Origin of the sequence: Kluyvera cryocrescens NBRC 102467 (assembly GCF_001571285.1) — a bacterium.
GTDB lineage: Bacteria > Pseudomonadota > Gammaproteobacteria > Enterobacterales > Enterobacteriaceae > Kluyvera > Kluyvera cryocrescens.
The window spans coordinates 73,797-98,743 of record NZ_BCTM01000009.1 but is presented as its reverse complement, the minus strand read 5'-3'; the positions used below and the strand labels follow the sequence as shown (position 1 = coordinate 98,743).

24 protein-coding genes and 2 tRNA genes are annotated in these 24,947 nt (G+C 52.8%); 6 read left to right on the top strand and 20 right to left on the bottom strand.

Annotation, left to right across the window (positions count from 1 at the left end):
* Positions 1-308: 308 nt before the first annotated feature.
* From rpsO to KCR01S_RS07430, 7 genes are all read right to left on the bottom strand, one after another.
* Entirely contained in the window at positions 309-578 is a 270-nt protein-coding gene (gene rpsO, locus KCR01S_RS07460; protein ID WP_035891092.1) for a 30S ribosomal protein S15, read from the bottom strand.
* 146 nt (positions 579-724) lie between these two features.
* Complete coding sequence (gene truB / locus KCR01S_RS07455) at positions 725-1,675, bottom strand: tRNA pseudouridine(55) synthase TruB (protein WP_061281683.1); 951 nt, start codon at positions 1,673-1,675, stop codon at positions 725-727.
* Positions 1,675-2,076: a 30S ribosome-binding factor RbfA gene (gene rbfA, locus KCR01S_RS07450; protein ID WP_052283653.1), complete on the bottom strand. Its 402-nt coding sequence runs from the start codon at positions 2,074-2,076 to the stop codon at positions 1,675-1,677. Before rbfA ends, truB begins: the two co-directional genes overlap by 1 nt.
* Positions 2,077-2,215: 139 nt before the next feature.
* A complete protein-coding gene (gene infB / locus KCR01S_RS07445; RefSeq protein ID WP_061281681.1) occupies positions 2,216-4,906 on the bottom strand; it encodes a translation initiation factor IF-2 in 2,691 nt (896 codons plus the stop codon).
* Positions 4,907-4,930: 24 nt separating this feature from the next.
* Entirely contained in the window at positions 4,931-6,418 is a 1,488-nt protein-coding gene (nusA, locus tag KCR01S_RS07440) for a transcription termination factor NusA (RefSeq protein ID WP_061281679.1), read from the bottom strand.
* A 28-nt stretch (positions 6,419-6,446) separates the two neighbouring features.
* Positions 6,447-6,899 carry a ribosome maturation factor RimP gene (gene rimP, locus KCR01S_RS07435; protein WP_061281677.1) on the bottom strand — a complete coding sequence of 151 codons (453 nt, stop codon included), beginning with the start codon at positions 6,897-6,899 and terminating at the stop codon, positions 6,447-6,449.
* Between the two features lie 208 nt (positions 6,900-7,107).
* A tRNA-Met gene (locus KCR01S_RS07430) sits at positions 7,108-7,184 on the bottom strand.
* Positions 7,185-7,519: 335 nt separating this feature from the next.
* Here KCR01S_RS07430 and argG point away from each other — a divergent pair.
* Positions 7,520-8,863, top strand: a complete 1,344-nt coding sequence (gene argG / locus KCR01S_RS07425) for an argininosuccinate synthase (RefSeq protein ID WP_061281675.1) — start codon at positions 7,520-7,522, stop codon at positions 8,861-8,863.
* A gap of 77 nt (positions 8,864-8,940) precedes the next feature.
* Here argG and KCR01S_RS07420 read toward each other — a convergent pair whose 3' ends face one another.
* Entirely contained in the window at positions 8,941-9,846 is a 906-nt protein-coding gene (locus KCR01S_RS07420) for an AraC family transcriptional regulator (protein WP_061281674.1), read from the bottom strand.
* 116 nt (positions 9,847-9,962) lie between these two features.
* On the opposite strand from KCR01S_RS07420, the gene KCR01S_RS07415 reads away from it, so the two are divergent.
* A complete protein-coding gene (locus KCR01S_RS07415) occupies positions 9,963-10,499 on the top strand; it encodes a carboxymuconolactone decarboxylase family protein (RefSeq protein WP_061281671.1) in 537 nt (178 codons plus the stop codon).
* A 100-nt stretch (positions 10,500-10,599) separates the two neighbouring features.
* On the opposite strand, the gene KCR01S_RS07410 is transcribed toward KCR01S_RS07415, so the two are convergent.
* The 6 genes from KCR01S_RS07410 to rlmE all read right to left on the bottom strand — a co-directional run bounded on the left by KCR01S_RS07410 (position 10,600) and on the right by rlmE (position 16,230).
* Positions 10,600-10,686, bottom strand: a tRNA-Leu gene (locus KCR01S_RS07410).
* A 13-nt stretch (positions 10,687-10,699) separates the two neighbouring features.
* Positions 10,700-11,032 carry a preprotein translocase subunit SecG gene (secG, locus tag KCR01S_RS07405; RefSeq protein ID WP_061281668.1) on the bottom strand — a complete coding sequence of 111 codons (333 nt, stop codon included), beginning with the start codon at positions 11,030-11,032 and terminating at the stop codon, positions 10,700-10,702.
* A 225-nt stretch (positions 11,033-11,257) separates the two neighbouring features.
* Entirely contained in the window at positions 11,258-12,595 is a 1,338-nt protein-coding gene (gene glmM / locus KCR01S_RS07400; protein ID WP_061281665.1) for a phosphoglucosamine mutase, read from the bottom strand.
* Complete coding sequence (gene folP, locus KCR01S_RS07395) at positions 12,588-13,436, bottom strand: dihydropteroate synthase (protein ID WP_061281663.1); 849 nt, start codon at positions 13,434-13,436, stop codon at positions 12,588-12,590. Before folP ends, glmM begins: the two co-directional genes overlap by 8 nt.
* Before the next feature lie 131 nt (positions 13,437-13,567).
* Positions 13,568-15,502: an ATP-dependent zinc metalloprotease FtsH gene (gene ftsH / locus KCR01S_RS07390; RefSeq protein ID WP_061281661.1), complete on the bottom strand. Its 1,935-nt coding sequence runs from the start codon at positions 15,500-15,502 to the stop codon at positions 13,568-13,570.
* Positions 15,503-15,600: 98 nt separating this feature from the next.
* Positions 15,601-16,230, bottom strand: coding sequence for a 23S rRNA (uridine(2552)-2'-O)-methyltransferase RlmE (rlmE, locus tag KCR01S_RS07385; protein ID WP_061281660.1), 630 nt, complete (start codon positions 16,228-16,230; stop codon positions 15,601-15,603).
* Positions 16,231-16,355: 125 nt separating this feature from the next.
* On the opposite strand from rlmE, the gene yhbY reads away from it, so the two are divergent.
* Positions 16,356-16,649 (top strand): ribosome assembly RNA-binding protein YhbY, encoded by a 294-nt coding sequence (yhbY, locus tag KCR01S_RS07380; RefSeq protein ID WP_035891263.1) that lies wholly within the window; start codon positions 16,356-16,358, stop codon positions 16,647-16,649.
* Positions 16,650-16,803: 154 nt separating this feature from the next.
* Here the strand turns inward: yhbY and greA are convergent, their stop codons facing one another.
* On the bottom strand, positions 16,804-17,280 hold the full coding sequence (greA, locus tag KCR01S_RS07375; RefSeq protein ID WP_061281658.1) for a transcription elongation factor GreA: 477 nt from the start codon (positions 17,278-17,280) through the stop codon (positions 16,804-16,806).
* Positions 17,281-17,526: 246 nt separating this feature from the next.
* Here greA and dacB point away from each other — a divergent pair, with 246 nt between their 5' ends.
* On the top strand, positions 17,527-18,960 hold the full coding sequence (dacB, locus tag KCR01S_RS07370; protein ID WP_061281655.1) for a serine-type D-Ala-D-Ala carboxypeptidase: 1,434 nt from the start codon (positions 17,527-17,529) through the stop codon (positions 18,958-18,960).
* 111 nt (positions 18,961-19,071) lie between these two features.
* Here dacB and cgtA read toward each other — a convergent pair whose 3' ends face one another.
* The 4 genes from cgtA to rplU form a co-directional block, all read right to left on the bottom strand.
* A complete protein-coding gene (gene cgtA, locus KCR01S_RS07365; RefSeq protein ID WP_061281652.1) occupies positions 19,072-20,253 on the bottom strand; it encodes an Obg family GTPase CgtA in 1,182 nt (393 codons plus the stop codon).
* A 15-nt stretch (positions 20,254-20,268) separates the two neighbouring features.
* The gene (locus tag KCR01S_RS07360; protein WP_061281650.1) at positions 20,269-21,234 is read right to left on the bottom strand and encodes a DMT family transporter; all 966 of its coding nucleotides are present in this window, start codon (positions 21,232-21,234) and stop codon (positions 20,269-20,271) included.
* Positions 21,235-21,328: 94 nt separating this feature from the next.
* Positions 21,329-21,586: a 50S ribosomal protein L27 gene (gene rpmA, locus KCR01S_RS07355; protein WP_052283637.1), complete on the bottom strand. Its 258-nt coding sequence runs from the start codon at positions 21,584-21,586 to the stop codon at positions 21,329-21,331.
* Positions 21,587-21,605: 19 nt separating this feature from the next.
* On the bottom strand, positions 21,606-21,917 hold the full coding sequence (gene rplU, locus KCR01S_RS07350) for a 50S ribosomal protein L21 (RefSeq protein ID WP_003025032.1): 312 nt from the start codon (positions 21,915-21,917) through the stop codon (positions 21,606-21,608).
* Between the two features lie 256 nt (positions 21,918-22,173).
* Here rplU and ispB point away from each other — a divergent pair, with 256 nt between their 5' ends.
* Together ispB and sfsB are read left to right on the top strand one after the other, a co-directional pair.
* Positions 22,174-23,145: an octaprenyl diphosphate synthase gene (gene ispB, locus KCR01S_RS07345; RefSeq protein WP_061281648.1), complete on the top strand. Its 972-nt coding sequence runs from the start codon at positions 22,174-22,176 to the stop codon at positions 23,143-23,145.
* A 189-nt stretch (positions 23,146-23,334) separates the two neighbouring features.
* On the top strand, positions 23,335-23,607 hold the full coding sequence (sfsB, locus tag KCR01S_RS07340) for a DNA-binding transcriptional regulator SfsB (protein ID WP_061281645.1): 273 nt from the start codon (positions 23,335-23,337) through the stop codon (positions 23,605-23,607).
* Between the two features lie 42 nt (positions 23,608-23,649).
* On the opposite strand, the gene murA is transcribed toward sfsB, so the two are convergent.
* Positions 23,650-24,909 carry a UDP-N-acetylglucosamine 1-carboxyvinyltransferase gene (gene murA / locus KCR01S_RS07335; RefSeq protein ID WP_061281644.1) on the bottom strand — a complete coding sequence of 420 codons (1,260 nt, stop codon included), beginning with the start codon at positions 24,907-24,909 and terminating at the stop codon, positions 23,650-23,652.
* Between the last annotated feature and the right edge of the window lie 38 nt (positions 24,910-24,947).

Below are 24,947 nucleotides of genomic sequence, written 5' to 3'. Positions count from 1 at the left end.
GGTGCGCCTGCCAATGAAACCGATCTTCTTTGCATCCTCGCGACTAATGACAACCCTAACCCGGTCTGGGTAAAGCCTCTCATTAGCCGCGCGAACCTCTGCAATGAAGAATATGCACAACAACAATACATTATACCTGTTATCTTTCAAAATACTGCTGTGTTGGTAATTCCAGCTCAATTTTGTCTCAATGAGATGGTTTTACCTGAACATCAGGCCGATTTTTTACAGGTACGTGTTCTCAAAATTGCTGTCATCTGGTGGAAAAAAGGGGCCATAAAGGCCCCTCTTTCTGAAACTCGCTAGAGTTAGCGACGCAGACCCAGACGCTCGATCAGCGCGGTGTAGCGTGCAACATCTTTACGTTTCAGGTAGTCGAGCAGTTTACGACGCTGAGAAACCATGCGCAGCAGACCACGACGGCTGTGGTGATCTTTTTTGTGCTCTGCAAAGTGACCCTGCAGGTGGTTGATCTGTGCAGTCAGCAGTGCAACCTGTACTTCGGTAGAACCGCTGTCGTTTGCGCCACGACCGAACTCAGAAACGATTTGTGCTTTAGCTTCAACGCTTAGAGACATTTTGAACTCCAAATTTAAAAGAAAGAAAGGGTGCCGATCTCTAATTCAGCAGCCCCTGATATAACGCTCGTCAATTGTTAAACAATTACACGGACGTTAAGCCGCGATATTCTACCCGCAGCGCTCTGTTATCGCAAGCCACAGAGTCAAGCTGACTCGGGGTATTCGACGACCAGACGGCGTGGGGCCACGCGACCTTCATCATCAATTTCCCCCATGCCAAGGAATTTCCCTTCATCGCCTTCGGTGACGCGAACCAGCCCGTCTAGCGGCGCGCCGCTCGTCCGTACCGGATTACCATTTTTAAAGTAAACCGACGAAGTCAGGGGAAGATTAACGATCGGGTAATCCGAAGCTGGACTGTCCATCGGCATTAAAAGCGGATCGAGTAGATCTGCTGCGGGGATCCCCTGCCGATGGGCCTGTTCAACCAGTTCGTGCAGTTGCTCCAGCGTGACCATGCGGTCGACCGGATATTTGCTGACTGCCAGACGGCGCAGGAAAATCACGTGCGCGCCGCAGCCAAGCTTTTCACCCAGATCGTCAATGATGGTACGAATATAGGTGCCTTTCGAACAGTGAATTTCCAGCTCCAGCTCGTTACCTTCGTGACGAATAAACAGCAGTTCGTAAACGGTAATCGGGCGTGCTTCGCGCGGAACATCAATCCCCTGGCGGGCATACTCATACAGCTTTTTACCCTGATACTTCAGCGCGGAGTACATGGATGGCACCTGTTGGGTGTCACCACGGAAACTCTCAAGCGCGTCAGCCAACTGGGCATCACTGAAGTTCACCGGACGTTCTTCCACAATCTGCCCGTCGGCATCCGAGGTATCGGTGCGCTGCCCTAGGCGCGCAATCACCCGATAGCGTTTGTCGGAGTCCAAAAGATATTGGGAAAACTTGGTGGCTTCGCCGAGGCAAATCGGCAGCATACCGGTTGCCAGCGGATCCAACGCGCCGGTATGGCCGGCGCGATTGGCATTATAAATACGCTTAACCTTCTGCAGGACATCATTGCTGGAGGCGCCCTGCGGCTTGTCCAGCAATAATACGCCGTGAATATCACGGCCGCGACGACGAGGACGACTCATCAGTCCTCCTTGCTGTCGTCCGGGTTCACACGACGTTCGTCGTCATGTTTCACCACGTTGCTGACCAGGTTCGACATGCGCATCCCTTCAACCAACGAGTTGTCGTAGAAGAAGGTCAGTTCTGGCACGATGCGCAAGCGCATGGCTTTACCCAGCAGCGAGCGGATGAAGCCGGAAGCTTCCTGCAACGCTTTGATGCCAGCTTTCACCGCAGCTTCGTCTTTGTCGTTCAGGAAAGTCACAAACACTTTGGCATAGGCCAGATCGCGGGACATTTCAACACCGGATACGGTCGTCATCATGCCCAGACGTGGGTCTTTAATTTCACGCTGCAGGATGAGAGCAATCTCTTTTTGCATCTCCTGAGCCACGCGCTGTGGGCGACCAAATTCTTTCGCCATAATAAATTCTCCAGACAAAAAAGGGGCTATCAGCCCCTTTTGAAATAATTGCCGGGTGGCGCTTCGCTTACCCGGCCTACGCAACATCATCTTCTCAGGACTTTGGGCGACAATTCAGCAGCCCTAAAGACAGCGAAGATTATGCGATGGTACGTTGGATCTCGATGATTTCGAACACTTCGATCATATCGCCAACGCGAACGTCGTTGTAGTTCTTAACGCCGATACCACATTCCATACCGTTACGGACTTCGTTAACGTCATCTTTGAAGCGGCGCAGGGATTCCAGCTCGCCTTCATAGATAACCACGTTGTCGCGCAGAACGCGGATTGGGTTGTGACGCTTGATGGTACCTTCGGTAACCATACAGCCCGCGATCGCACCGAATTTCGGTGATTTGAACACGTCACGTACTTCAGCCAGACCAATGATCTGCTGTTTCAGCTCAGGAGACAGCATACCGCTCATTGCTGCTTTCACTTCGTCAATCAGGTTATAGATGACGGAGTAGTAGCGCAGATCCAGGCTTTCGGATTCAATCACTTTACGCGCAGAAGCATCCGCACGAACGTTGAAGCCAACCAGGATAGCGTTGGATGCTGCGGCCAGGGTCGCGTCGGTTTCGGTGATACCACCTACGCCAGAACCGATGATCTTCACTTTAACTTCTTCAGTAGACAGTTTCAGCAAGGAATCGGAGATCGCTTCCACAGAACCCTGAACGTCGGCCTTCAGAACGATATTCACTTCGTGAACTTCGCCTTCGGTCATGTTAGCAAACATGTTCTCGAGTTTAGATTTCTGCTGACGAGCCAGTTTAACTTCACGGAATTTGCCCTGACGATACAGTGCAACTTCACGCGCTTTCTTCTCGTCACGCACCACGGTCACTTCGTCACCGGCAGCCGGCACACCGGACAGGCCCAGGATTTCAACCGGGATGGATGGACCCGCTTCCAGAACTTCCTGACCCAGTTCGTTACGCATTGCACGAACGCGGCCATATTCGAAGCCACACAGAACGATATCGCCCTTATGCAGGGTACCTTCGCGAACCAGGACGGTAGCCACTGGGCCACGACCTTTGTCCAGGAAGGATTCGATAACTGCACCGCTCGCCATACCGTTACGGATAGCTTTCAGTTCCAGAACTTCAGCCTGCAGCAGGATAGCGTTCAGCAGATCATCAATACCGGTACCTGCTTTCGCAGAAACTGGGATGAACTGAGATTCGCCGCCCCACTCTTCCGGCATAACGCCGTACTGGGACAGTTCGTTCTTCACGCGGTCCATATCGGCTTCTGGCTTATCGATTTTGTTCACAGCAACAACCAAAGGCACCTGCGCCGCTTTCGCGTGCTGGATAGCTTCGATGGTCTGCGGCATCACGCCGTCATCTGCTGCAACAACCAGTACAACGATATCCGTTGCCTGCGCACCACGAGCACGCATAGAGGTAAACGCGGCGTGCCCCGGGGTATCCAGGAAGGTGATCATCCCGTTTTCAGTTTCAACGTGATATGCACCGATGTGCTGGGTAATGCCGCCCGCTTCACCAGAGGCCACTTTCGTTGAACGAATGTAGTCCAGCAGAGAGGTTTTACCGTGGTCAACGTGACCCATGATGGTCACAACCGGTGCACGTGGCTCAGCCTGTGCGCCAGTGTCACGGTCGCTCATTACCGCTTCTTCCAGCTCGTTTTCACGACGCAGGATAACTTTGTGGCCCATCTCTTCGGCAACCAGCTGTGCGGTTTCCTGGTCGATGACCTGGTTGATGGTCGCCATTGCGCCCAGTTTCATCATCGCTTTGATGACCTGAGAACCTTTGACCGCCATCTTGTTCGCTAAATCGCCAACGGTGATGGTTTCGCCAATCACAACGTCACGGTTAACTGCCTGAGCTGGCTTCTGGAAGCCCTGCTGCAGGGAGGAACCTTTACGCTGTTTGCCGCCTTTACCGCCACGAACCGCTGCACGCGCTTCTTCACGATCGGCTTTAGACTCAGCGTGCTTGTTGCCTTTTTTCGCTGGACGAGCCGCTTTCGCGCTGCGAGTACGGCCACGGCCGCCTTCAACTTCACGATCGTTTTCGTCTTCAGCCTGGCGAGCATGCTGAGAAGTGGTCACGTGATAATCGCTGGTGTCTTCGGTCGGTTCAGCGTTATTCACACCATTTTTCTCGTTTTCTTCTGCCATACGGCGAGCTTCTTCCGCTACGCGGCGCGCTTCTTCTTCAAGCTTGCGACGTGCTTCTTCTTCCGCTTTACGCTTCAGCTCAGCTGCTTCATTTTCACGGCGGGCTTTATCGGCCTGGGCGGTTTTTGTCATATCGTCGGTCTGTTGATTGCTCACTTTGTCTTTTTCCGCAGCTTCACGTTTCGCTTTATCAGCGGCTTCACGTTTAGCTTGTTCTGCGGCCTCGCGTTCAGCTTTATGTTGCGCCTCGCGTTTGGCCGTTTCTTCTGCCTCACGACGGGCTTGCTCTTCCGCTTCACGCTGCGCCTGCTCTTCCGCGGCAAGGCGTTCAGCCTCTTGCGGATCGCGTTTCACAAAGGTGCGTGTCTTGCGGACTTCGATTTGTACCGATTTACTTTTTCCACCGGTACCAGGAATGTTGAGAGTACTGCGCGTTTTGCGCTGCAAAGTCAACTTATCCGGGGCAGAACCGTTTTCACGGTTCAAATGCGCCAGTAAGGTTTGCTTCTCTTGCGCGGACACAGAGTCGTCAGCAGACTTCGGGATACCAGCATCAGCAAATTGCTGTACCAGGCGATCCACGGAGGTCTGTATCTCTGCAGCCAGCGATTTTACGGTTACATCTGTCATACTGTTCCTTCCTGCTACAGTTTATTACGCTTCGTCACCGAACCAGCAAATATTACGGGCAGCCATAATCAGCTCACCGGCTTTTTCGTCGGATAACCCTTCGATATCAGCCAGATCATCAATGCCCTGTTCGGCGAGATCTTCCAGCGTACAAACACCACGGGCAGCCAGTTTGAAGGCCATCTCACGATCCAATCCTTCCAGATTCAGCAGATCGTCAGCCGGTTTATTATCACCGAGGCTCTCTTCCTGGGCCAGTGCCAGAGTGGTCAGTGCGTTTTTAGCACGCTCGCGCAGTGCTTCAACGGTGGCTTCATCCAGGCCGTCGATAGCCAGCAGCTCTTTCATCGGCACGTAAGCCAACTCTTCGAGCGTTGCAAAGCCTTCTTCAACCAGTACCGTTGCGAAATCTTCATCAATATCGAGATATTTGGTGAAGGTATCAATGGCTGCATGCGCTTCAGCCTGATGCTTAGCCTGCAGGTCATCAACGGTCATCACGTTGAGTTCCCAGCCGCTCAGCTGTGAGGCCAGACGGACGTTCTGGCCGTTACGACCAATCGCCTGTGCCAGGTTACCGGCTTCAACGGCGATATCCATGGTGTGCTTGTCTTCATCAACCACGATGGATGCAACATCAGCCGGTGCCATCGCATTGATGACGAACTGCGCCGGGTTATCATCCCACAGGACGATATCAATACGCTCGCCGCCCAGTTCGGTAGAAACCGCCTGAACGCGTGCGCCACGCATACCAACGCAAGCACCAACCGGGTCGATACGTTTGTCGTTAGTTTTAACGGCAATTTTCGCACGAGAACCTGGATCGCGAGCGGCAGCTTTGATTTCGATAACTTCTTCGCCAATTTCCGGCACTTCGATACGGAACAGTTCAACCAGCATTTCTGGTTTAGAACGGGTGACGAACAGCTGAGCGCCGCGCGCTTCCGGACGTACGGAATAGAGAACGCCACGAATACGGTCACCTGGGCGGAAGTTTTCACGTGGCAGCATATCTTCACGTTGGATAACGGCTTCAGCGTTGTTGCCGAGATCCAAAGAGATGTTGTCGCGGTTTACTTTCTTCACCACGCCGGTGACGATCTCACCTTCGTGTTCGCGGAACTGATCGACAACCATCGCGCGTTCAGCTTCACGTACTTTCTGTACGATAACCTGTTTAGCCGTCTGAGTGGTGATACGGTCAAACGTCACAGATTCGATCTGGTCTTCAACGTACTCACCCACGTTCAGACTTTCGTCTTCATAACGCGCTGCTTCCAGGGTGATCTCTTTGGTTGGCTGGGTAACTTCTTCGACAATAACCCAGCGGCGGAACGTGTCGAAATCACCGCTACGACGGTCGATCTCTACACGAACGTCAATTTCTTGTTCGTATTTTTTCTTGGTTGCTGTAGCCAGCGCACTTTCCAGCGCTTCAAAAATTTTCTCGCGTGGCAGTGATTTTTCGTTGGAGACGGCTTCAACAACAGCCAAAATTTCTTTGTTCATCGCGGGCTTTTCACCTCAATCCAGACTGTTAAAAGTGGGGAACCAGGTTCGCCTTCTGGATATTACTCAGCGCGAACACTTCATCTTTACCTTCGACTGTGACAGTGATCATTTCACCATCCACCGCTTTGATAACGCCCTGCCATTTACGACGGTTCTGTACCGCCATACGCAGGACCAGCGTTACCTCTTCACCCATGAAACGCGTGTAATGTTCCGCGGTGAACATAGGACGATCGAGGCCCGGAGAAGAAACTTCCAGGTTGTAGGCTACGGTGATCGGATCTTCAACGTCCATCACCGCACTGACCTGGTGGCTGACATCAGCACAATCATCAACATTGATGCCATCTTCACTATCAATATAGATGCGCAGTGTCGATGTGCGACCACGAATAAATTCGATGCCGACCAGTTCGTAGCCCAGGGCTTCAACCGGCGCTGTAATCATCTCTGTTAATTTTTGCTCTAATGTGGACAAACCCACCCCCAAGACATAAAAAAAGGGCCTAAAGCCCAGTTATTCTGTAGTCAGATAACAAAAAACCCCGATAAATCGGGGCTTTAGATAACTGAACCCTATAGCCGCAACTGCGGCCTGGAGAACCTTCCGAATAGAATTTTTTTCAAATCCAGCTACGAAGGCCTAAGTCTTCACAGTATATTTGAAAAAGAACACTAAGGGAAAGTGGTTGCGGGGGCCGGATTTGAACCGACGACCTTCGGGTTATGAGCCCGACGAGCTACCAGGCTGCTCCACCCCGCGCCTGAAACGTGGCAAATTTTACGCGTTTTGAGTAAAAAATGCAAATAATGCTGGGATTTGGTACCGAGGACGGGACGTAAAATCGACCTACAGTATAGTGATGTCGATCACAGCTTGTCAACCTCACATTCTATGCAGAAGAAATGCGCATGCAGTCGCGATATTGTACCCCTTGCGACTCTCGCTGGCAGTACGGTTTTTTTGAATAAAAATGCATGAACCACTTCCAGTCTCCAGCAAAAGATGATTAAATTAAAACTCATTTATTTTGCATAAAAATTCACTGACAGCGGAAGGCGATTCCACCTTCAGTCACTTAAGCAGGGTTTTACTTTATGACGACGATTCTCAAGCATCTTCCAGCAGGTCAACGTATTGGTATCGCCTTCTCCGGCGGTCTTGACACCAGCGCAGCGCTGCTGTGGATGCGAAAAAAAGGCGCTGTCCCTTATGCATATACTGCAAACCTGGGCCAGCCAGACGAAGATGATTATGATGCTATCCCTCGTCGCGCTATGGAATATGGCGCAGAGAACGCTCGCCTGATCGACTGCCGTAAGCAGCTGGTTGCTGAAGGTATCGCCGCCATTCAGTGTGGCGCATTCCATAATACCACCGGTGGGCTGACCTACTTTAATACCACCCCACTGGGCCGTGCCGTGACCGGTACCATGCTGGTTGCCGCCATGAAAGAAGATGGCGTCAACATTTGGGGTGACGGTAGCACCTATAAAGGAAACGATATCGAACGTTTCTACCGTTATGGCCTGCTGACGAACGCCGAACTGCAGATTTACAAACCGTGGCTGGATACTGACTTCATCGAAGAGTTGGGTGGACGCCATGAAATGTCCGAATTCATGATCGCCTGCGGTTTTGACTACAAAATGTCCGTTGAGAAAGCCTACTCAACCGACTCCAACATGCTGGGCGCGACACACGAAGCGAAGGACCTCGAGTTCCTGAACTCCAGCCTGAAAATCGTTAACCCCATTATGGGCGTAAAATTCTGGGATGAGAGCGTCAAAATTCCGGCGGAAGAAGTCACCGTTCGTTTTGAACAGGGTCATCCGGTAGCGCTGAACGGCAAAACCTTCACTGACGATGTTGAGATGATGCTGGAAGCCAACCGTATTGGTGGCCGTCACGGTCTGGGCATGAGCGATCAGATCGAAAACCGTATTATCGAAGCAAAAAGCCGTGGCATCTACGAAGCCCCGGGGATGGCGCTGCTGCATATCGCTTACGAGCGTCTGCTGACCGGTATCCACAACGAAGATACCATCGAGCAGTATCATGCGCATGGCCGTCAGTTGGGTCGTCTGCTGTATCAAGGCCGTTGGTTCGATTCCCAGGCGCTGATGCTGCGTGATAGCCTGCAGCGTTGGGTTGCCAGCCAGATTACCGGTGAAGTGACGCTGGAACTGCGTCGCGGCAACGACTATTCGATTATGAATACCGTTTCTGAGAACCTGACTTATCAGGCTGAACGCCTGACCATGGAAAAAGGCGACTCTATGTTCACCGCGGAAGATCGTATCGGCCAGTTGACCATGCGTAACCTGGATATCACCGATACCCGTGAGAAATTGTTCGGCTATGCAAAAACGGGGCTGCTGTCGGCGTCTTCCACAACCGGCGTACCGCAGGTAGAAAACCTGGAAAACAAATCCAAATAGCGCTTCCCGCGCTATAGAAAAAGGCCGCATATGCGGCCTTTTTGACGTTTGGAGTCTCCCACACGCCGCGCGAAAGGTTATTTTCGCCGCCATTCACCAGGCGTTTGACCATAATGTTTTTTAAAGGCCTTTGAAAATGAAGCTTGAGACTGGAATCCACAGCGCTCAGCAATGGTATCCAACCGGGCCTGTCGGTCTTGCTGTAACAGTCTGGCCCCCATCGCCATACGCAATTGAGAAAGCCAGGCCTGCGGCGTCAGGTGATAAACGCGCGCAAAGTGTCGGGCAAACGTAGCGCGTGATAAAAAGGCGCGTGCCGCCATACTCTCCATCGTCCAGGGCTGTTCCGGCGTCGACATCACCGCCAGAACGGCGGGCATCAGCCGATCATCGCTCATCAAACGCAATAGGCCAGCAGGCGGCGCCTTCATCCCCAGTAACGTACGCAACAGCAGTACCAGCAGCGTGTCCCCGAGGCTGCGCACAATCGCCGCGCCGCCAGGACGCTCGGTAATACTTTCGCGCACCAGCACGTTAAGCAAGATTTCCAGCTCCGGACACTCGGCACGCTCATCGGTGTGCAGATGAACCAACTCCGCCTCGTCGGCAAACAGCCAGCTCACATGTGGGCCAAAATAGAACTCACCGCACAGCATCTCCAGCGCATCGTCCTGCGCTGCGGTGCGCATTTCGGTCAACGTCCCGTTAAAGCGGTGGGCAACGGGCAGCACCTGCCCCCATTCGACCAGACTTTCCATCAGATGCGGCGAACCGTGTGGCAATAAGATCACATCCCCTGCACGCATATCTCGGGTCTGATTGCCAACGGTGAGCCGACCTTCACCGCGCAATACAAAATGCCACGGCACGATTCCTGCGCGCATTTGATCATGGCCCACCTGCCAGCGCCCACCAAAACGGCAGTGCAGATTCACCTCACAGCGAGGTGCTAGCAGAGTTAATAGATGACTCAGACTATCCATATGTCTCCTGAGACGATAAGACAAAAAGATGAGACGCAGACCGGCAGTCTATCATGAGGCAGGGAACTAAGATGTCTGCGTTGACACAACATCCCCTTAGATGACAGGAGTACACCATGAGCCGTTTAGCTGACATTCGTGAACAAGATGCGACAGGTAAAGCCGCTGAAATTTTTGCAGGCATTAAAAAAGCGGTAGGGAAAGTACCCAACGCCTACCTGACCATCGGAGGACACTCACCTGCCGCACTGCAGCAGGCGCTGGCGCACAATGCGATGCTGCAAAAAGGCAGCCTCAGCGCCAAAGAGCTGGAAACCATCAACTTGTCGGTCAGTGAGGCCACCGGTTGCGACTACTGCCTCGCCGCGCACAGCATGATGGCGAAAAAGGTGGGTTTTAGTCGCGAGCAAATTCGTGAATTGCGCCATGCCGAGTATGCGGAAGATGCTCATCTTGATGCGCTGGCGAAATTCGCTAAAACCGTGGTCACCACGACCGGAACGCTGCCACAGGCCGACGTCACCGCTCTGCAAAACGCGGGGTTCGACGATCGGCAGGTGATTGAGATCATCAGTGCGATCAGCGCCATCCTGTTCACTAACATGGTAAACCGGGTGAATGACACGGTGGTTGATTTCCCGAAGGCTGATTAATGCCCTATAGCCCGGTCAGGAAAGGCAGCGCCTGATGGTAGAAACATAAAATGTACAGACGAAAAAAAAGACGCTTTTCAGCGTCTTTTTTTCGGAATATTGGTACTGAGGATGGGACTCGAACCCACAAGCCCGTTAGGGCACTACCACCTCAAGGTAGCGTGTCTACCAATTCCACCACCTCAGCACAGATACTACTATTAGTGCGGGATATCGCTGGTCGGCTGTGCCGGTGCAGCTGGCTGAGTCTGCTCGGATTTAGCCGGTGCAGTCAGGTTATCCCACTCGCTTCCTTTATTGGTCTTGTTACTGTTGATGTTGCCCAGAACCAGACTGATAATGAAGAACAGCGTCGCAAACACGGCGGTCATGCGGGTCATGAAGTTACCAGAACCACTAGAACCAAACAGCGTGCCGGAAGCGCCTGCTCCAAAGGAGGCTCCCATATCAGCGCCTTTACCTTGCTGCAGCATAACGAGGACCACAAGGCCAATCGCTACAATAAGGAAAACAACTAAAAGAGCTTCGTACATAATCAACCTGTTCCTTGCGGGGTCACCGCGTACCAAGTGCTTCTACCAATAAAGTGGGATGCTTATGTTTCCCACTGAAGCGGGTGTGAATACTAACCAAAGCGAATGACCTTCGCAAGGGCAATTTCCACACATTGTATCAACTGCGGAAAAAAACAGCAAAAGTGCATAGAATTATTCATTAACAGGCGGCAAGCGCCGCCTTTTTAATCACTTAGCGTTCTTTTAAACGGCTTTAACCGCATCAGCAATGCGATGGGCGAAGGCGTTAACCTGAGCTTCATCTTCCCCTTCCACCATCACGCGGATCAGCGGTTCTGTGCCGGACTTACGCAGCAGCACGCGACCGCGATTACCGAGAGCCGCTTCGACTTCCGCCGTTGCTGCTTTCACGGTATCAGCTTCCAGCGGATTAGATTTTCCGTCGGTGTAACGAATGTTGACCAACACCTGCGGGAACATTTTCATCCCGCTGCACAGATCGTGCAGACTCATATGGTTACGCACCATCGCCGCTACAACCTGAAGGCCGGCGACAATACCGTCACCGGTGGTGGTTTTATCCAGCAGGATCACATGGCCTGAGTTTTCCGCACCGATACGCCAGCCCTTCTCCTGCATTTTTTCCAGCACATAGCGGTCACCCACTTTCGCGCGGGTGAAGGGAATGCCTAGCTGCTTCAGCGCAACTTCCAGGCCCATGTTACTCATCAGCGTACCGACGGCACCGCCGCGTAGCTGCCCCTGGCGCAGCGCCTCGCGCGCAATGATATACATGATCTGGTCGCCATCGACTTTGTTACCTTCGTGGTCAACCATGATCACGCGGTCGCCGTCGCCGTCCAGCGCGATCCCCAGATCCGCTTTTTCAGCCAGTACACGGGCCTGCAGCGCGCGTACGTCGGTGGCGCCGACCTCTTCGTTAATATTGACGCCGTTAGGCTCGCAGCCAATCGCGATAACGTTCGCGCCCAGTTCGCGCAAAACGTTCGGCGCAATGTGGTAAGTGGCGCCGTTCGCACAGTCGACGACAATTTTCAGTTCGTTCAGATTCAGTTCGTTCGGGAAGGTGCCTTTACAGAACTCGATATAGCGACCCGCGGCATCAACGATACGGCTGGCTTTCCCAAGCTCCGCAGAATCGACGCAGGTGATCTCTTTTTCCATTTCGGCTTCAATCGCTTCTTCGACTTCATCCGGCAGCTTGGTCCCGTCGATGGAGAAGAATTTAATCCCGTTATCATAGAACGGGTTATGCGATGCGGAGATGACAATACCGGCTTCCGCACGGAAGGTACGCGTCAGATAGGCAACCGCTGGCGTCGGCATTGGGCCGGTAAACGAAGCGGACAACCCTGCCGCCGCGAGGCCGGCTTCCAGCGCTGATTCCAGCATATAACCGGAGATGCGGGTATCTTTACCGATGATGATCTTACGTGAGCCATGACTTGCTAACACCTTGCCTGCCGCCCAACCCAGCTTTAAAACAAAATCAGGGGTAATTGGCGCATCGCCTACACGGCCACGGATCCCATCGGTACCAAAATATTTGCGATTACTCATAACGTTTATTTCCCTTCGCAGACAGGGTGGCCTCAACCACACGCATCGCTTCTACAGTTTCTTTTACATCGTGGACGCGAACAATATGCGCGCCCTGCATGGCTGCAATCACCGCACACGCCAGGCTGCCGCTCAAACGTTCCGACGGACCTACATTAAGCAGTTGACCAATCATCGACTTGCGCGACATACCGACAAACAGCGGTAGTCCAAAATGATGGAATTCTGATAAGCGTGCCAGTAATGCATAGTTATGAGAGAGATTTTTACCGAAACCGAACCCCGGGTCGAGCAACAATTTATCTTTTGAGATTCCCGCCCGTTCGCAGCGGGCGATTTGGTCAACAAAATACTGGTTCACTTCGGCAAAGACATCCTGATATTTCGGGGCGTCCTGCATCGTTTTCGGGTCGCCCTGCATGTGCATCAACGAGACCGGCAGGCCGGTTTCGGCCGCCGCTTCCAGCGCACCCGGCTCGCTCAGAGAACGGATATCGTTGATGATATGCGCCCCAACGCGCGCGGATTCGCGGATCACCTCAGGTTTTGAGGTATCAACAGAAATCCACACCTCAAAGCGCTGAGCAATCGCTTCAACCACCGGAATAACCCGCTCCAACTCTTCCTCAACGCTGACATCCAGCGCTCCGGGCCGGGTGGACTCACCGCCAACATCAATGATCGTAGCCCCAGCATTAATCATCAAATTGGCATGCTTCACCGCCTCAACCAGCGTGTTATGCGTTCCGCCGTCGGAGAAAGAGTCCGGCGTGACGTTGAGGATCCCCATAACGTGTGGATGGGAGAGATCCAGGATGGAGCCCTGGGCGGTGAGTTTCATAGCGAGTCCTTTGAGTTATTGATTTCAGAATGAATACGCACAGTCATTCAGGTTGCCGTATGACGCGTATAAAAAACCCCGGGGCAAGCCCCAGGGTTTTAGGTGAAGCACAGTTATCCACGAGGGAGAACTTACTTGTCGCCCAACTGCTCTGACATGGTGCCAGAGTCCGGCGCACGAGGTTCATCAACCGGACGTGGTGCACTCGGCGTACCGTTGCTGCCAGAGTTGTTGGATGAAGAACCTGGTTCTTCCCAACCGGCCGGTGGACGCACATCGCGACGAGCCATCAGATCATCAATCTGCGGCGCATCGATGGTCTCATATTTCATGAGCGCATCTTTCATCGAGTGCAGGATGTCCATATTGTCGTTCAGAAGCTGACGTGCGCGATTGTAGTTACGTTCAATCAGCGCTTTCACTTCCTGGTCGATAATACGTGCCGTTTCATCGGACATATGCTTCGCTTTGGCGACAGAACGGCCCAGGAATACTTCGCCCTCTTCCTCTGCATACAGCAGCGGACCGAGTTTGTCGGAGAAGCCCCATTGGGTCACCATGTTACGTGCCAGGTTAGTCGCCACTTTAATATCGTTCGACGCACCGGTAGAAACATGTTCTACACCATAAATAATCTCTTCCGCCAGACGACCGCCGTACAGGGTTGAAATCTGGCTTTCCAGTTTCTGACGGCTGGCGCTAATCGCGTCGCCTTCAGGCAGGAAGAAGGTCACACCCAGCGCACGGCCGCGCGGAATAATAGTCACTTTATGCACCGGATCGTGTTCCGGTACCAGACGACCGATAATCGCGTGGCCAGCTTCGTGGTACGCGGTCGATTCTTTCTGCGCTTCCGTCATCACCATGGAGCGACGTTCCGCACCCATCATGATTTTGTCTTTCGCTTTCTCGAATTCAACCATCGAGACGACGCGTTTGTTACCGCGAGCGGCAAACAGTGCGGCTTCGTTTACCAGGTTCGCCAGATCGGCACCGGAGAAACCAGGCGTACCGCGGGCAATAATCGCCGCGTCAATGTCCGGGGACAGCGGTACGCGACGCATATGCACTTTCAGAATCTGTTCACGGCCGCGAACGTCTGGCAGACCAACCACGACCTGACGGTCGAAACGACCTGGACGCAGCAGCGCTGGGTCAAGTACGTCTGGGCGGTTAGTTGCCGCGATAACGATAATACCTTCGTTACCTTCAAAGCCATCCATCTCAACCAGCATCTGGTTCAGCGTCTGCTCACGTTCATCGTGACCACCGCCGAGACCCGCGCCACGTTGGCGGCCTACGGCGTCGATTTCATCGATGAAGATGATGCACGGTGCCGCTTTCTTGGCCTGTTCGAACATGTCACGCACACGGGATGCACCAACACCGACGAACATTTCCACGAAGTCAGAACCGGAAATGGTGAAGAACGGAACCTTCGCTTCACCTGCAATGGCCTTCGCCAGCAGGGTTTTACCTGTACCCGGAGGGCCGACCATCAGGACGCCTTTCGGAATTTTACCGCCCAGCTTCTGGAAGCGGCTCGGTTCGCGCAGGTATTCAACCAGTTCAGCCACCTCTTCTTTCGCTTCGTCACAACCCGCGACGTCAGCAAAGGTGGTTTTGATCTGATCTTCCGTCAGCATACGCGCCTTGCTCTTACCGAACGACATGGCACCTTTGCCACCGCCGCCCTGCATCTGACGCATGAAGAAGATCCAGACACCGATCAGCAGCAGCATTGGGAACCAGGAGATGAAGATAGAAGCCAGCAGGCTCGGCTCTTCAGGCGGTTCGCCAACCACTTTGACGTTTTTCGTCAGCAGGTTATCAAGCAGCTTCGGATCGTTAACCGGAATATAGGTCGTGTAACGGTTACTATCTTTCTTGGTAACGTTGATCTCACGTCCGTTGATACGCGCTTCGCGAACCTGATCGTTATTGACCTCTTGCAGGAAGGTAGAATAATCCACCTTGTGGCTGTTCGATTCGCTGGGCCCAAAGCTCTGGAATACTGACATCAGCACGACGGCAATGACCAGCCAGAGTATTAGGTTTTTCGCCATGTCACTCAAGGGATTAACCTCTTATTACAACTGTGTTAAAAACAGCGTCAGGATACGCTATATCCGGTTTCTTTCAAACTTTCATCTGAAATCGTCGGTTATGGTTTTCGCCCGGTCGCTACAATGTACACTTCGCGTGAACGCGCACGCGAAGAGTCCGGCTTACGAACTTTGACCTTCGTAAACAGGGAGCGAATTTCCCTTAGATACTCATCGAAACCTTCGCCCTGGAACACTTTCACTACAAAATTTCCGCCCGGCGCTAACACATCACGAGCCATTTCAAGCGCCAGTTCCACCAGATACATGGCCCGGGGGATGTCAACCGCCGGCGTTCCGCTCATGTTTGGTGCCATATCTGACATGACAACTTGTACTTTACTGTCACCAACTCGTTCCAGTAATGCCTTCATCACGAGTTCATCACGAAAATCGCCCTGAAGGAAGTCCACACCAACGATTGGATCCATAGGTAAAAGATCGCAAGCAATGATGCGGCCTTTGCCACCAATCTGCGTGACCACATACTGTGACCAGCCTCCTGGGGCAGCACCGAGGTCAACTACCGTCATCCCCGGTTTAAAAAGTTTGTCACTTTGCTGTATTTCATCAAGTTTAAACCAGGCACGGGAACGTAACCCCTTTTTCTGTGCCTCTTGAACATATTTATCGCTAAAGTGTTCCTGAAGCCAGCGGCTGGAACTGGCAGAACGCTTTTTACCTGTCATTTAACCTTCCCATCGGGACAGTTCATCGTAGCCTATGGCGTAAATTTCTACGCATCATTTGGCGATATAAGGGAGATGGCGGTAGAATGACCCGTTTTCAATCCCAACGTAAGCAAAAATATACGATGAATCTGAGTACTAAACAAAAACAGCACCTGAAAGGTCTTGCACATCCGCTCAAGCCAGTAGTTATGCTTGGCAATAATGGTTTGACCGAAGGGGTACTGGCCGAGATTGAACAAGCGTTAGAGCACCATGAACTTATCAAGGTGAAAGTCGCCTCGGAAGATCGCGAAACCAAAACCTTGATCGTGGACGCTATCGTGCGCGAAACCGGCGCCTGTAACGTACAGGTCATCGGTAAAATGCTGGTGCTTTATCGCCCTGGTAAAGAACGCAAAATCTCGTTGCCACGTTAAGAATATCCTAATTTCTGACACAACATTGTGTTAAATGAGGGATTTTCTTCACGAGGGCTAGCAACATGCCACGCTCTCAAGCTTGATAAAAGGCCGCTATGCGGCCTTTTTCTTATCTTTACACTCAATCAACATTTTGAGTGTCGAACAAATCTTACAGATAATCCACTTTGACGATTTCAAACTCTACTTCGCCGCCCGGCGTGCGGATAACGACAACGTCATCCTGCTCTTTACCGATAAGACCGCGAGCAATCGGGGAGTTCACAGAAATCAGATTCTGTTTGAAGTCAGCTTCGTCATCACCCACGATACGGTAGGTCTGTTCTTCGTCGTTATCCAGGTTCAACACCTTCACGGTAGCACCAAAGATCACGCGGCCGTTATTTGGCATTTTGGTGATATCGATAACCTGCGCATTCGACAGCTTCGCTTCGATATCCTTGATACGACCTTCGCAGAAGCCCTGCTGCTCACGGGCAGCATGGTACTCAGCATTTTCTTTCAGGTCCCCGTGCTCGCGTGCTTCAGCGATGGACGCGATGATTTCCGGGCGACGTACGGACTTGAGAAAATCCAGTTCTTCACGCAGTTTTTCTGCACCACGAAGGGTCATCGGAATAGCTTGCATCGTTATACCTCTTAAACATTCCTGTAGGGAGCGGTTGACACCGCCCCGGCTGTTAAGCCCGCCTGTATCGCTATTAACGCCAGGCCAGAAGCAAAAGAAAACCGACCCGGGTGCAAAGCCCCAGGTCAGCAGTAATTTTTAATTTGATACGTATTTTACCCTGAAGTTCACTACGGGTCATCGTTTACTTTACAGGGCTTTGCGCCGTAGTATGACGGCTTGTTTCCAGGTTGTTAGCGCGAGATTATGCGATTTTCCAGATTTATCATCGGATTGACTACCAGTATAGCGTTTAGCGTTCAGGCCGCGAATGTTGATGAATACATCAATCAACTTCCTGCCGGGGCCAACCTCGCGCTTTTGGTGCAGAAAGTGGGCGCACCGGCGCCGCTCATTGATTATCACGGGCAGCAGATGGCGCTCCCGGCCAGTACCCAAAAGGTGCTGACCGCGCTAGCGGCGCTGTTACAGCTTGGCCCTGACTTCCGCTTTACCACCACGCTTGAGACCAAAGGCAGTGTGGATGACGGTACGCTGAAAGGCGACCTTATTGCACGATTTGGCGGCGATCCGACGCTAAAACGTCAGGATATTCGCAATATGGTGGCGACGCTGAAAAAATCCGGCGTGCAAAAAATCGAGGGTAATATACTCATCGATACCTCCATATTTGCCAGCCATGATAAAGCGCCGGGCTGGCCGTGGAACGATATGACGCAGTGCTTCAGCGCCCCACCGGCGGCGGCAATTATCGACCGTAACTGCTTCTCCATTTCGCTCTACAGTGCGCAAAAAGCCAATGATATGGCCTTTATCCGCATTGCTTCGTACTATCCAGTGACCATGTTCAGCCAGGTACGTACGCTGGCAAAAGGCTCCCCGGACGCACAGTACTGCGAACTGGACGTGGTGCCGGGCGATCTCAATCGTTTTACGCTGACCGGTTGCCTACCGCAGCGTGCTGAACCACTGCCGCTGGCGTTCGCTATTCAGGATGGCGCCAGCTACGCTGGCGCCATTATTAAAGACGAACTCAGGCAGGCGGGCATCACCTATTCCGGCACTCTGCTGCGCCAAACGCAGGTGAACGAACCGGGCACGGTCATTGCCAGCAAACAGTCCGCACAGCTTCACGATTTGCTGAAGATCATGCTAAAAAAATCGGACAACATGATTGCCGATACCGTGTTCCGCATGATTGGCCATGCGCGTTTCGGCGTGCCGGGTACCTGGCGGGCGGGTTCTGATGCAGTACGTCAGATTCTGCGTCAGCAGGCTGGCGTAGACTTAGGCAATACCATTATTGCCGACGGTTCCGGGCTGTCACGACATAACCTGATTGCCCCCGCTACTATGATGCAGGCGCTGCAATACATCGCTCAGCATGATAATGAGCTGGATTTCATCTCCATGTTACCGCTTGCCGGACACGATGGGTCTTTACAGTATCGTGCGGGCCTTCATCAAGCGGGCGTTGACGGGAAAGTATCCGCAAAAACAGGCTCGCTGCAGGGCGTCTACAACCTCGCTGGTTTTATCACTACCGCCAGCGGGCAAAGAATGGCGTTTGTGCAGTACTTATCAGGCTATGCGGTTTCGCCGGCCGATCAGCGTAACCGACGCATTCCGTTAGTCCGCTTTGAAAGCCGGTTGTATAAAGATATTTATCAGAATAACTGATGCCGTTTTGCCGCGTAGCGGCGCTGGGAAGAGAGATAAAAAAACGGGCCGCAAATGCGGCCCGTTGAATTTTGTAGGCCGGATAAGCGCAAGCACCATCCGGCGATGAGATTAACGTTTGTAGATGAACTCAACGCCTTCTTCGTCGTCTTCGTCCCAATCGTCATCCCAGTCTTCGTCGTCTTCTTCAGCTTCAGCAGCCACTTCGTCAAGCTGCTGACGGTGGTAATCATCCCACATGAATTCAACTTTTTCTGGCTGCTTGGCTTCTTCAGCCTGCACGAGTGGGTTTTCAATGATGAAGTTCATCACGTCCCAGCACAGGTCTTTAACGCCAATCTGGCTCGCCGCAGAGATCAGGTAGTGTTTACCTTCCCAACCCATGGCCTCGGCAATCGCCTGTGCTTTCGCTTCGGCTTCAGCTTTGTCCATCAGGTCGATTTTGTTGAACACCAACCAACGTGGCTTACTGGCCAGCTTCTCGCTGTATTTTTCCAGCTCACCAATGATGATGCGCGCGTTTTCGGCCGGATCGGAACCGTCAATAGGGTCGATATCGATGATGTGCAGCAGTACGCGGCAACGCTCAAGGTGCTTCAGGAAGCGGATACCGAGGCCTGCGCCTTCAGATGCGCCTTCAATCAGACCCGGAATATCAGCAACCACGAAGCTCTTCTCGTTATCGACACGGACCACGCCAAGGCTTGGCACCAGCGTCGTAAACGGATAGTCCGCAACTTTTGGCTTCGCGGCAGAGACGGAACGAATGAAGGTGGATTTACCGGCATTCGGCATCCCCAGCATCCCTACGTCAGCCAACAGCATCAGCTCCAGTTGCAGATCGCGTTTATCACCCGGCGTACCCATCGTCTTCTGACGCGGAGTACGGTTAACGGAAGATTTAAAACGAGTGTTACCCAGGCCGTGCCAGCCACCCTTGGCCACCATCAGACGCTGACCGTGTTTGGTCATATCACCCATGGTTTCGCCAGTGCCCTGATCGATAACGCGGGTACCGACCGGCACCTTGATGGTGACGTCTTTACCGCGCTTACCGGTACAGTCGCGGCTCGCACCGTTCTGACCGCGCTCTGCGCGGAAAGATTTTTCAAAACGGTAGTCGATCAGCGTGTTCAGGTTCTCGTCGGCTTCCATCCAGACGTCGCCGCCATCGCCACCGTCGCCACCATCCGGGCCACCGCGTGGAATATATTTTTCACGGCGGAAGCTAACGCAACCATTACCGCCATCACCTGCTACGACCAGGATCGTTGCTTCATCAACAAACTTCATTTTACTCTCCGTAAATCATTCGCCTGCGCGGGGCAACGGCACAACCGCTTCACGCTTACGCCATCGCCCCCAAAGGCGATGACCAATGGCGGAATACATCGCGCCCGCAACCACGATAAACGCACCGAGGTAACCTAAAAGGTTCAACATCGGTCGGGCGAAGAAATCGGGCCAGGCCATTGATAAAAGATCTGAAAATAACAGTGTAAACAAGGGAGTAAGCGTCACTAATGCGCTTACCTGTGCCGCCTGCCAGCGTGCCATGGCTTCCGCCAACGCCCCATAACCAACCAATGTGTTCAGACCACAAAAGATCAGGCAGGCTAGCTGCCAGTCGCTCAGTTGCCCGATAACCTCAGGCTTTGCTAACGGCAGCAGTGCAATCGTACATAAAGTGTACAATAAAAAGAGGATCTGCTGTGAGGCCATCCGCCGCAATAACACCTTTTGCGCGACGCCATAGCTCACCCAGACCATCGCCGCCCCGACCCCGAAGATAACGCCCCAGGTATAGTCAGTCAGACGGGTAAAAATTTCTATCAAGCTGGTGTTGAAAAACATCAGCAGGCCACAGATCAGCATGATCGCGCCGATTATCTGCGTGCCGCGCATCTTCTCTTTGAGGATCAAGACGCTAGCAACCATCATGCCGACAGGCGAGAGTTGGCCAATCACCTGCGACGCCGTTGGGCTGACATACTGTAGCGATGAGCTAAACAGAATGAAGTTGCCAAACAGGCCCCCGGTGGCGATCAGCAACAGCACCAGCCAGCGTGGGTCGCGGAAAATCCGTAGTGGAGGAAGTTTGCGCTTCCATGACAAGATGAGGCCCAGGCCGCAGCTCGCCATCAAAAAGCGGTAGAACACAATGGTAGGCGGTTCCATCACTTCCAGAACCTGCTTCATGGCAATCGGTAAGGCTCCCCAGCAAATTGCCGTTGTGAGCGCCAAAAGAATGCCAATACCCGCCTGCTGCTTCATACCGGATTCCCTGTCCCGAGTTTTCCTGGCGTCGAATGTAAAAAGCCCCGCAACACGTTGCGGGGCTTTCATCCGTTACCGGGACGCGAAAAACTTATTCAGCAACAATGCTGATAAAACGACGGTTTTTCGGGCCTTTCACTTCGAATTTCACTTTACCGTCTGCTTTAGCAAACAGAGTGTGGTCTTTGCCGCAGCCTACGTTAGAACCAGCGTGGAACTGAGTACCACGTTGACGAACGATGATGCTACCAGCCAGAACGGATTCGCCGCCGAAGCGTTTTACGCCCAGACGTTTAGCTTCTGAGTCGCGACCGTTACGAGTCGAGCCACCAGCCTTTTTATGTGCCATTTAATCTGCTCCCCTTAACTTAAGCGCTGATGCCAGTGATTTTCACATCAGTGAACCACTGACGATGGCCTTGCTGCTTACGATAGTGTTTACGACGACGAAACTTAACGATTTTAACTTTCTCGCCACGACCGTGAGCAACAACTTCAGCTTTGATTACGCCGCCATCAACGAAAGGAACGCCGATTTTGACTTCTTCACCGTTTGCGATCATCAGAACTTCAGCGAATTCAACAGATTCGCCAGTTGCGATGTCCAGCTTTTCCAGGCGAACGGTCTGACCTTCGCTAACTCGGTGTTGTTTACCACCACTTTGGAAAACCGCGTACATATAAACTCCGCTTCCGCGCACAACTTTGTGTGATTCAGAGTGCGCTATAAATATTCACAATAGGGCGCGAATATTACGCAAAACGTGAGCCTTTGACAAGTGCTACCATCAATAGATGCAGAAAAAAAAGACAACAGGCACGACAACGTTTATCTGAGGCGTTTTTTCAGTACAATCGTAGGCACAACGCTAACGTAAAACCTTCGTTATCCCGTATGGATAAGTGGTAAACAGGACATCAAGCCCGGCTTTTGCGATGAATTTACAACAAATCAATGAGTTAACCGCGCAGGATATGGCGGGTGTTAATGCGACGATTCTTGAGCAGCTCAACTCGGACGTCCAGTTAATCAATCAGCTAGGTTATTACATCGTCAGCGGCGGTGGAAAACGAATTCGTCCGATGATCGCGGTGCTAGCCGCTCGCGCCGTTGGCTATCAGGGAAATGCCCACGTCAACATCGCCGCGCTGATCGAATTTATTCACACGGCAACGCTGCTGCACGACGATGTCGTCGACGAATCCGACATGCGTCGCGGCAAAGCCACAGCCAATGCTGCCTTTGGTAATGCGGCAAGCGTACTGGTTGGCGACTTTATCTACACGCGCGCCTTCCAGATGATGACCAGCCTCGGCTCGCTGAAGGTCCTGGAAGTGATGTCTGAAGCGGTGAACGTCATCGCCGAAGGCGAAGTGCTCCAGTTAATGAACGTCAACGACCCAGATATTACCGAAGAAAACTACATGCGCGTGATTTACAGCAAAACGGCGCGCCTGTTTGAAGCCGCAGCCCAATGCTCTGGCCTGCTTGCTGACTGTACCCCAGAACAGGAAAAAGGGTTACAGGACTATGGTCGCTACCTCGGTACCGCTTTCCAGCTGATTGACGATTTACTCGACTACAGCGCCGATGGCGAAACGCTGGGTAAAAACGTCGGCGACGATCTCAACGAAGGCAAGCCCACTCTGCCCCTGCTGCACGCCATGCGAAACGGCACGCCGGAACAGGCGCTGTTGATTCGTGGAGCAATTGAACAGGGTAATGGCCGTCATCTGCTTGAACCTGTTCTGGCTGCCATGGCCGCCTGCGGTTCTTTGGAATGGACGCGTCAGCGTGCTGAAGAAGAAGCCGATAAAGCGATTGCCGCCCTGGCACCGCTGCCTGATAGCCAATGGCGTGACGCGCTCATTGCTCTCGCCCACATCGCCGTTCAGCGCGATCGTTAATCCCATTTCCCGCGCTTTGCGCGGGAAAATTCTCAAAAAGTCTTAAACCGTCTTAATTCCGCCCCAAATATTATCTTTTTCTGAATTTAACACCACTTACAAGAACTTTTTAGAATCCTGTCGAAAAGCGCGATACAGTACAGACTTCGCTCAATATGGCGATTTAAACACCGCTTTCACGGAGGAAGTATGGATACGTTTACCGACTGGCATCCAGCAGATATCATCGCGGGATTGCGTAAAAAAGGCACATCAATGGCCGCAGAATCGCGTAAGAATGGCCTGAGTTCATCGACGTTAGCTAATGTGCTCTCGCGCCCATGGCCGAAAGGTGAAGTGATTATTGCGAAAGTACTGGAGACTGAACCGTGGGTGATCTGGCCATCGCGCTATCACGACCCGGTCACTCATGAGTTTATCGACAGAACGCAGATGATGCGTCAGCCTAAGCAGGGAAAATAACGCCCTCAGGACGAGCCTGAGAGCGTTTGCTGGCGTATGCGATTACTCGCCTTTGATACGCTCGATATTTGCGCCTAACGCGCTCAGCTTGTCTTCAATGCGCTCATAGCCACGGTCGATGTGATAGATGCGGTCAACGATCGTGGTGCCCTGAGCGATACAGCCGGCCAGAACGAGGCTTGCAGAAGCGCGCAGGTCAGTTGCCATCACCTGAGCACCGGAGAGCTGTTCGACGCCGTGACAAATCGCGGTGTTGCTTTCGATTTCAGCGCGAGCGCCCATACGAATAAGCTCAGGAATGTGCATGAAGCGGTTTTCAAAGACCGTTTCAGTGATCACCCCCGTCCCTTCCGCTACCATGTTCAGCAACGTGAACTGAGCCTGCATATCCGTCGGGAATGCAGGATGTGGCGCGGTACGCACGTTCACCGCTTTCGGGCGTTTACCGTGCATATCGAGGCTAATCCAGTCTTCGCCCACTTCAACGTCAGCACCGGCTTCACGCAGCTTCGCCAGTACGGCATCCAGCGTATCCGGCTGCGCATTACGGCAGACGATTTTGCCACCCGAAATCGCTGCCGCCACCAGGAAGGTGCCGGTTTCGATACGGTCTGGCAGCACGCGATACACACCGCCACCCAGACGTTTTACGCCTTCGATGGTAATACGGTCGGTACCCTGCCCCGTGACTTTCGCCCCCATCGCGTTAAGGAAGTTCGCCGTATCGACGATTTCCGGCTCACGCGCGGCGTTTTCAATGATGGTGGTGCCTTCAGCCAGGGTCGCGGCAGTCATGATGGTCACGGTCGCGCCAACGCTGACCATATCCATCACGATGTGCGCGCCTTTCAGGCGGCCGTTGACGGATGCTTTGACGTAGCCTTCTTCCAGCTTTATTTCTGCACCGAGCTGCTCAAGGCCGGAAATGTGCAGATCAACGGGACGCGCGCCGATGGTACAACCACCCGGAAGAGAAACCTGACCCTGGCCAAAACGTGCAACCAGAGGCCCCAGGGCCCAGATAGAGGCACGCATGGTTTTCACCAGGTCGTATGGCGCACAGAATACGTCTACCGGGCCTGCGTCAATCCATACCGAACCATTACGCTCAACCTTCGCACCCAGCTGAGTCAGCAGCTTCATGGAAGTATCGACGTCTTTCAGCTTTGGTACGTTTTGAATCTCAACCGGCTCTTCTGCCAGCAAAGCGGCAAAAAGAATCGGCAGGGCAGCATTCTTAGCACCGCTAATGGTGACCTCACCTTCCAGGCGGGTCGGCCCCTGCACACGAAATTTATCCATCAAATCTAATCTCTGTTAAGTATTCACGTTCGCCACCG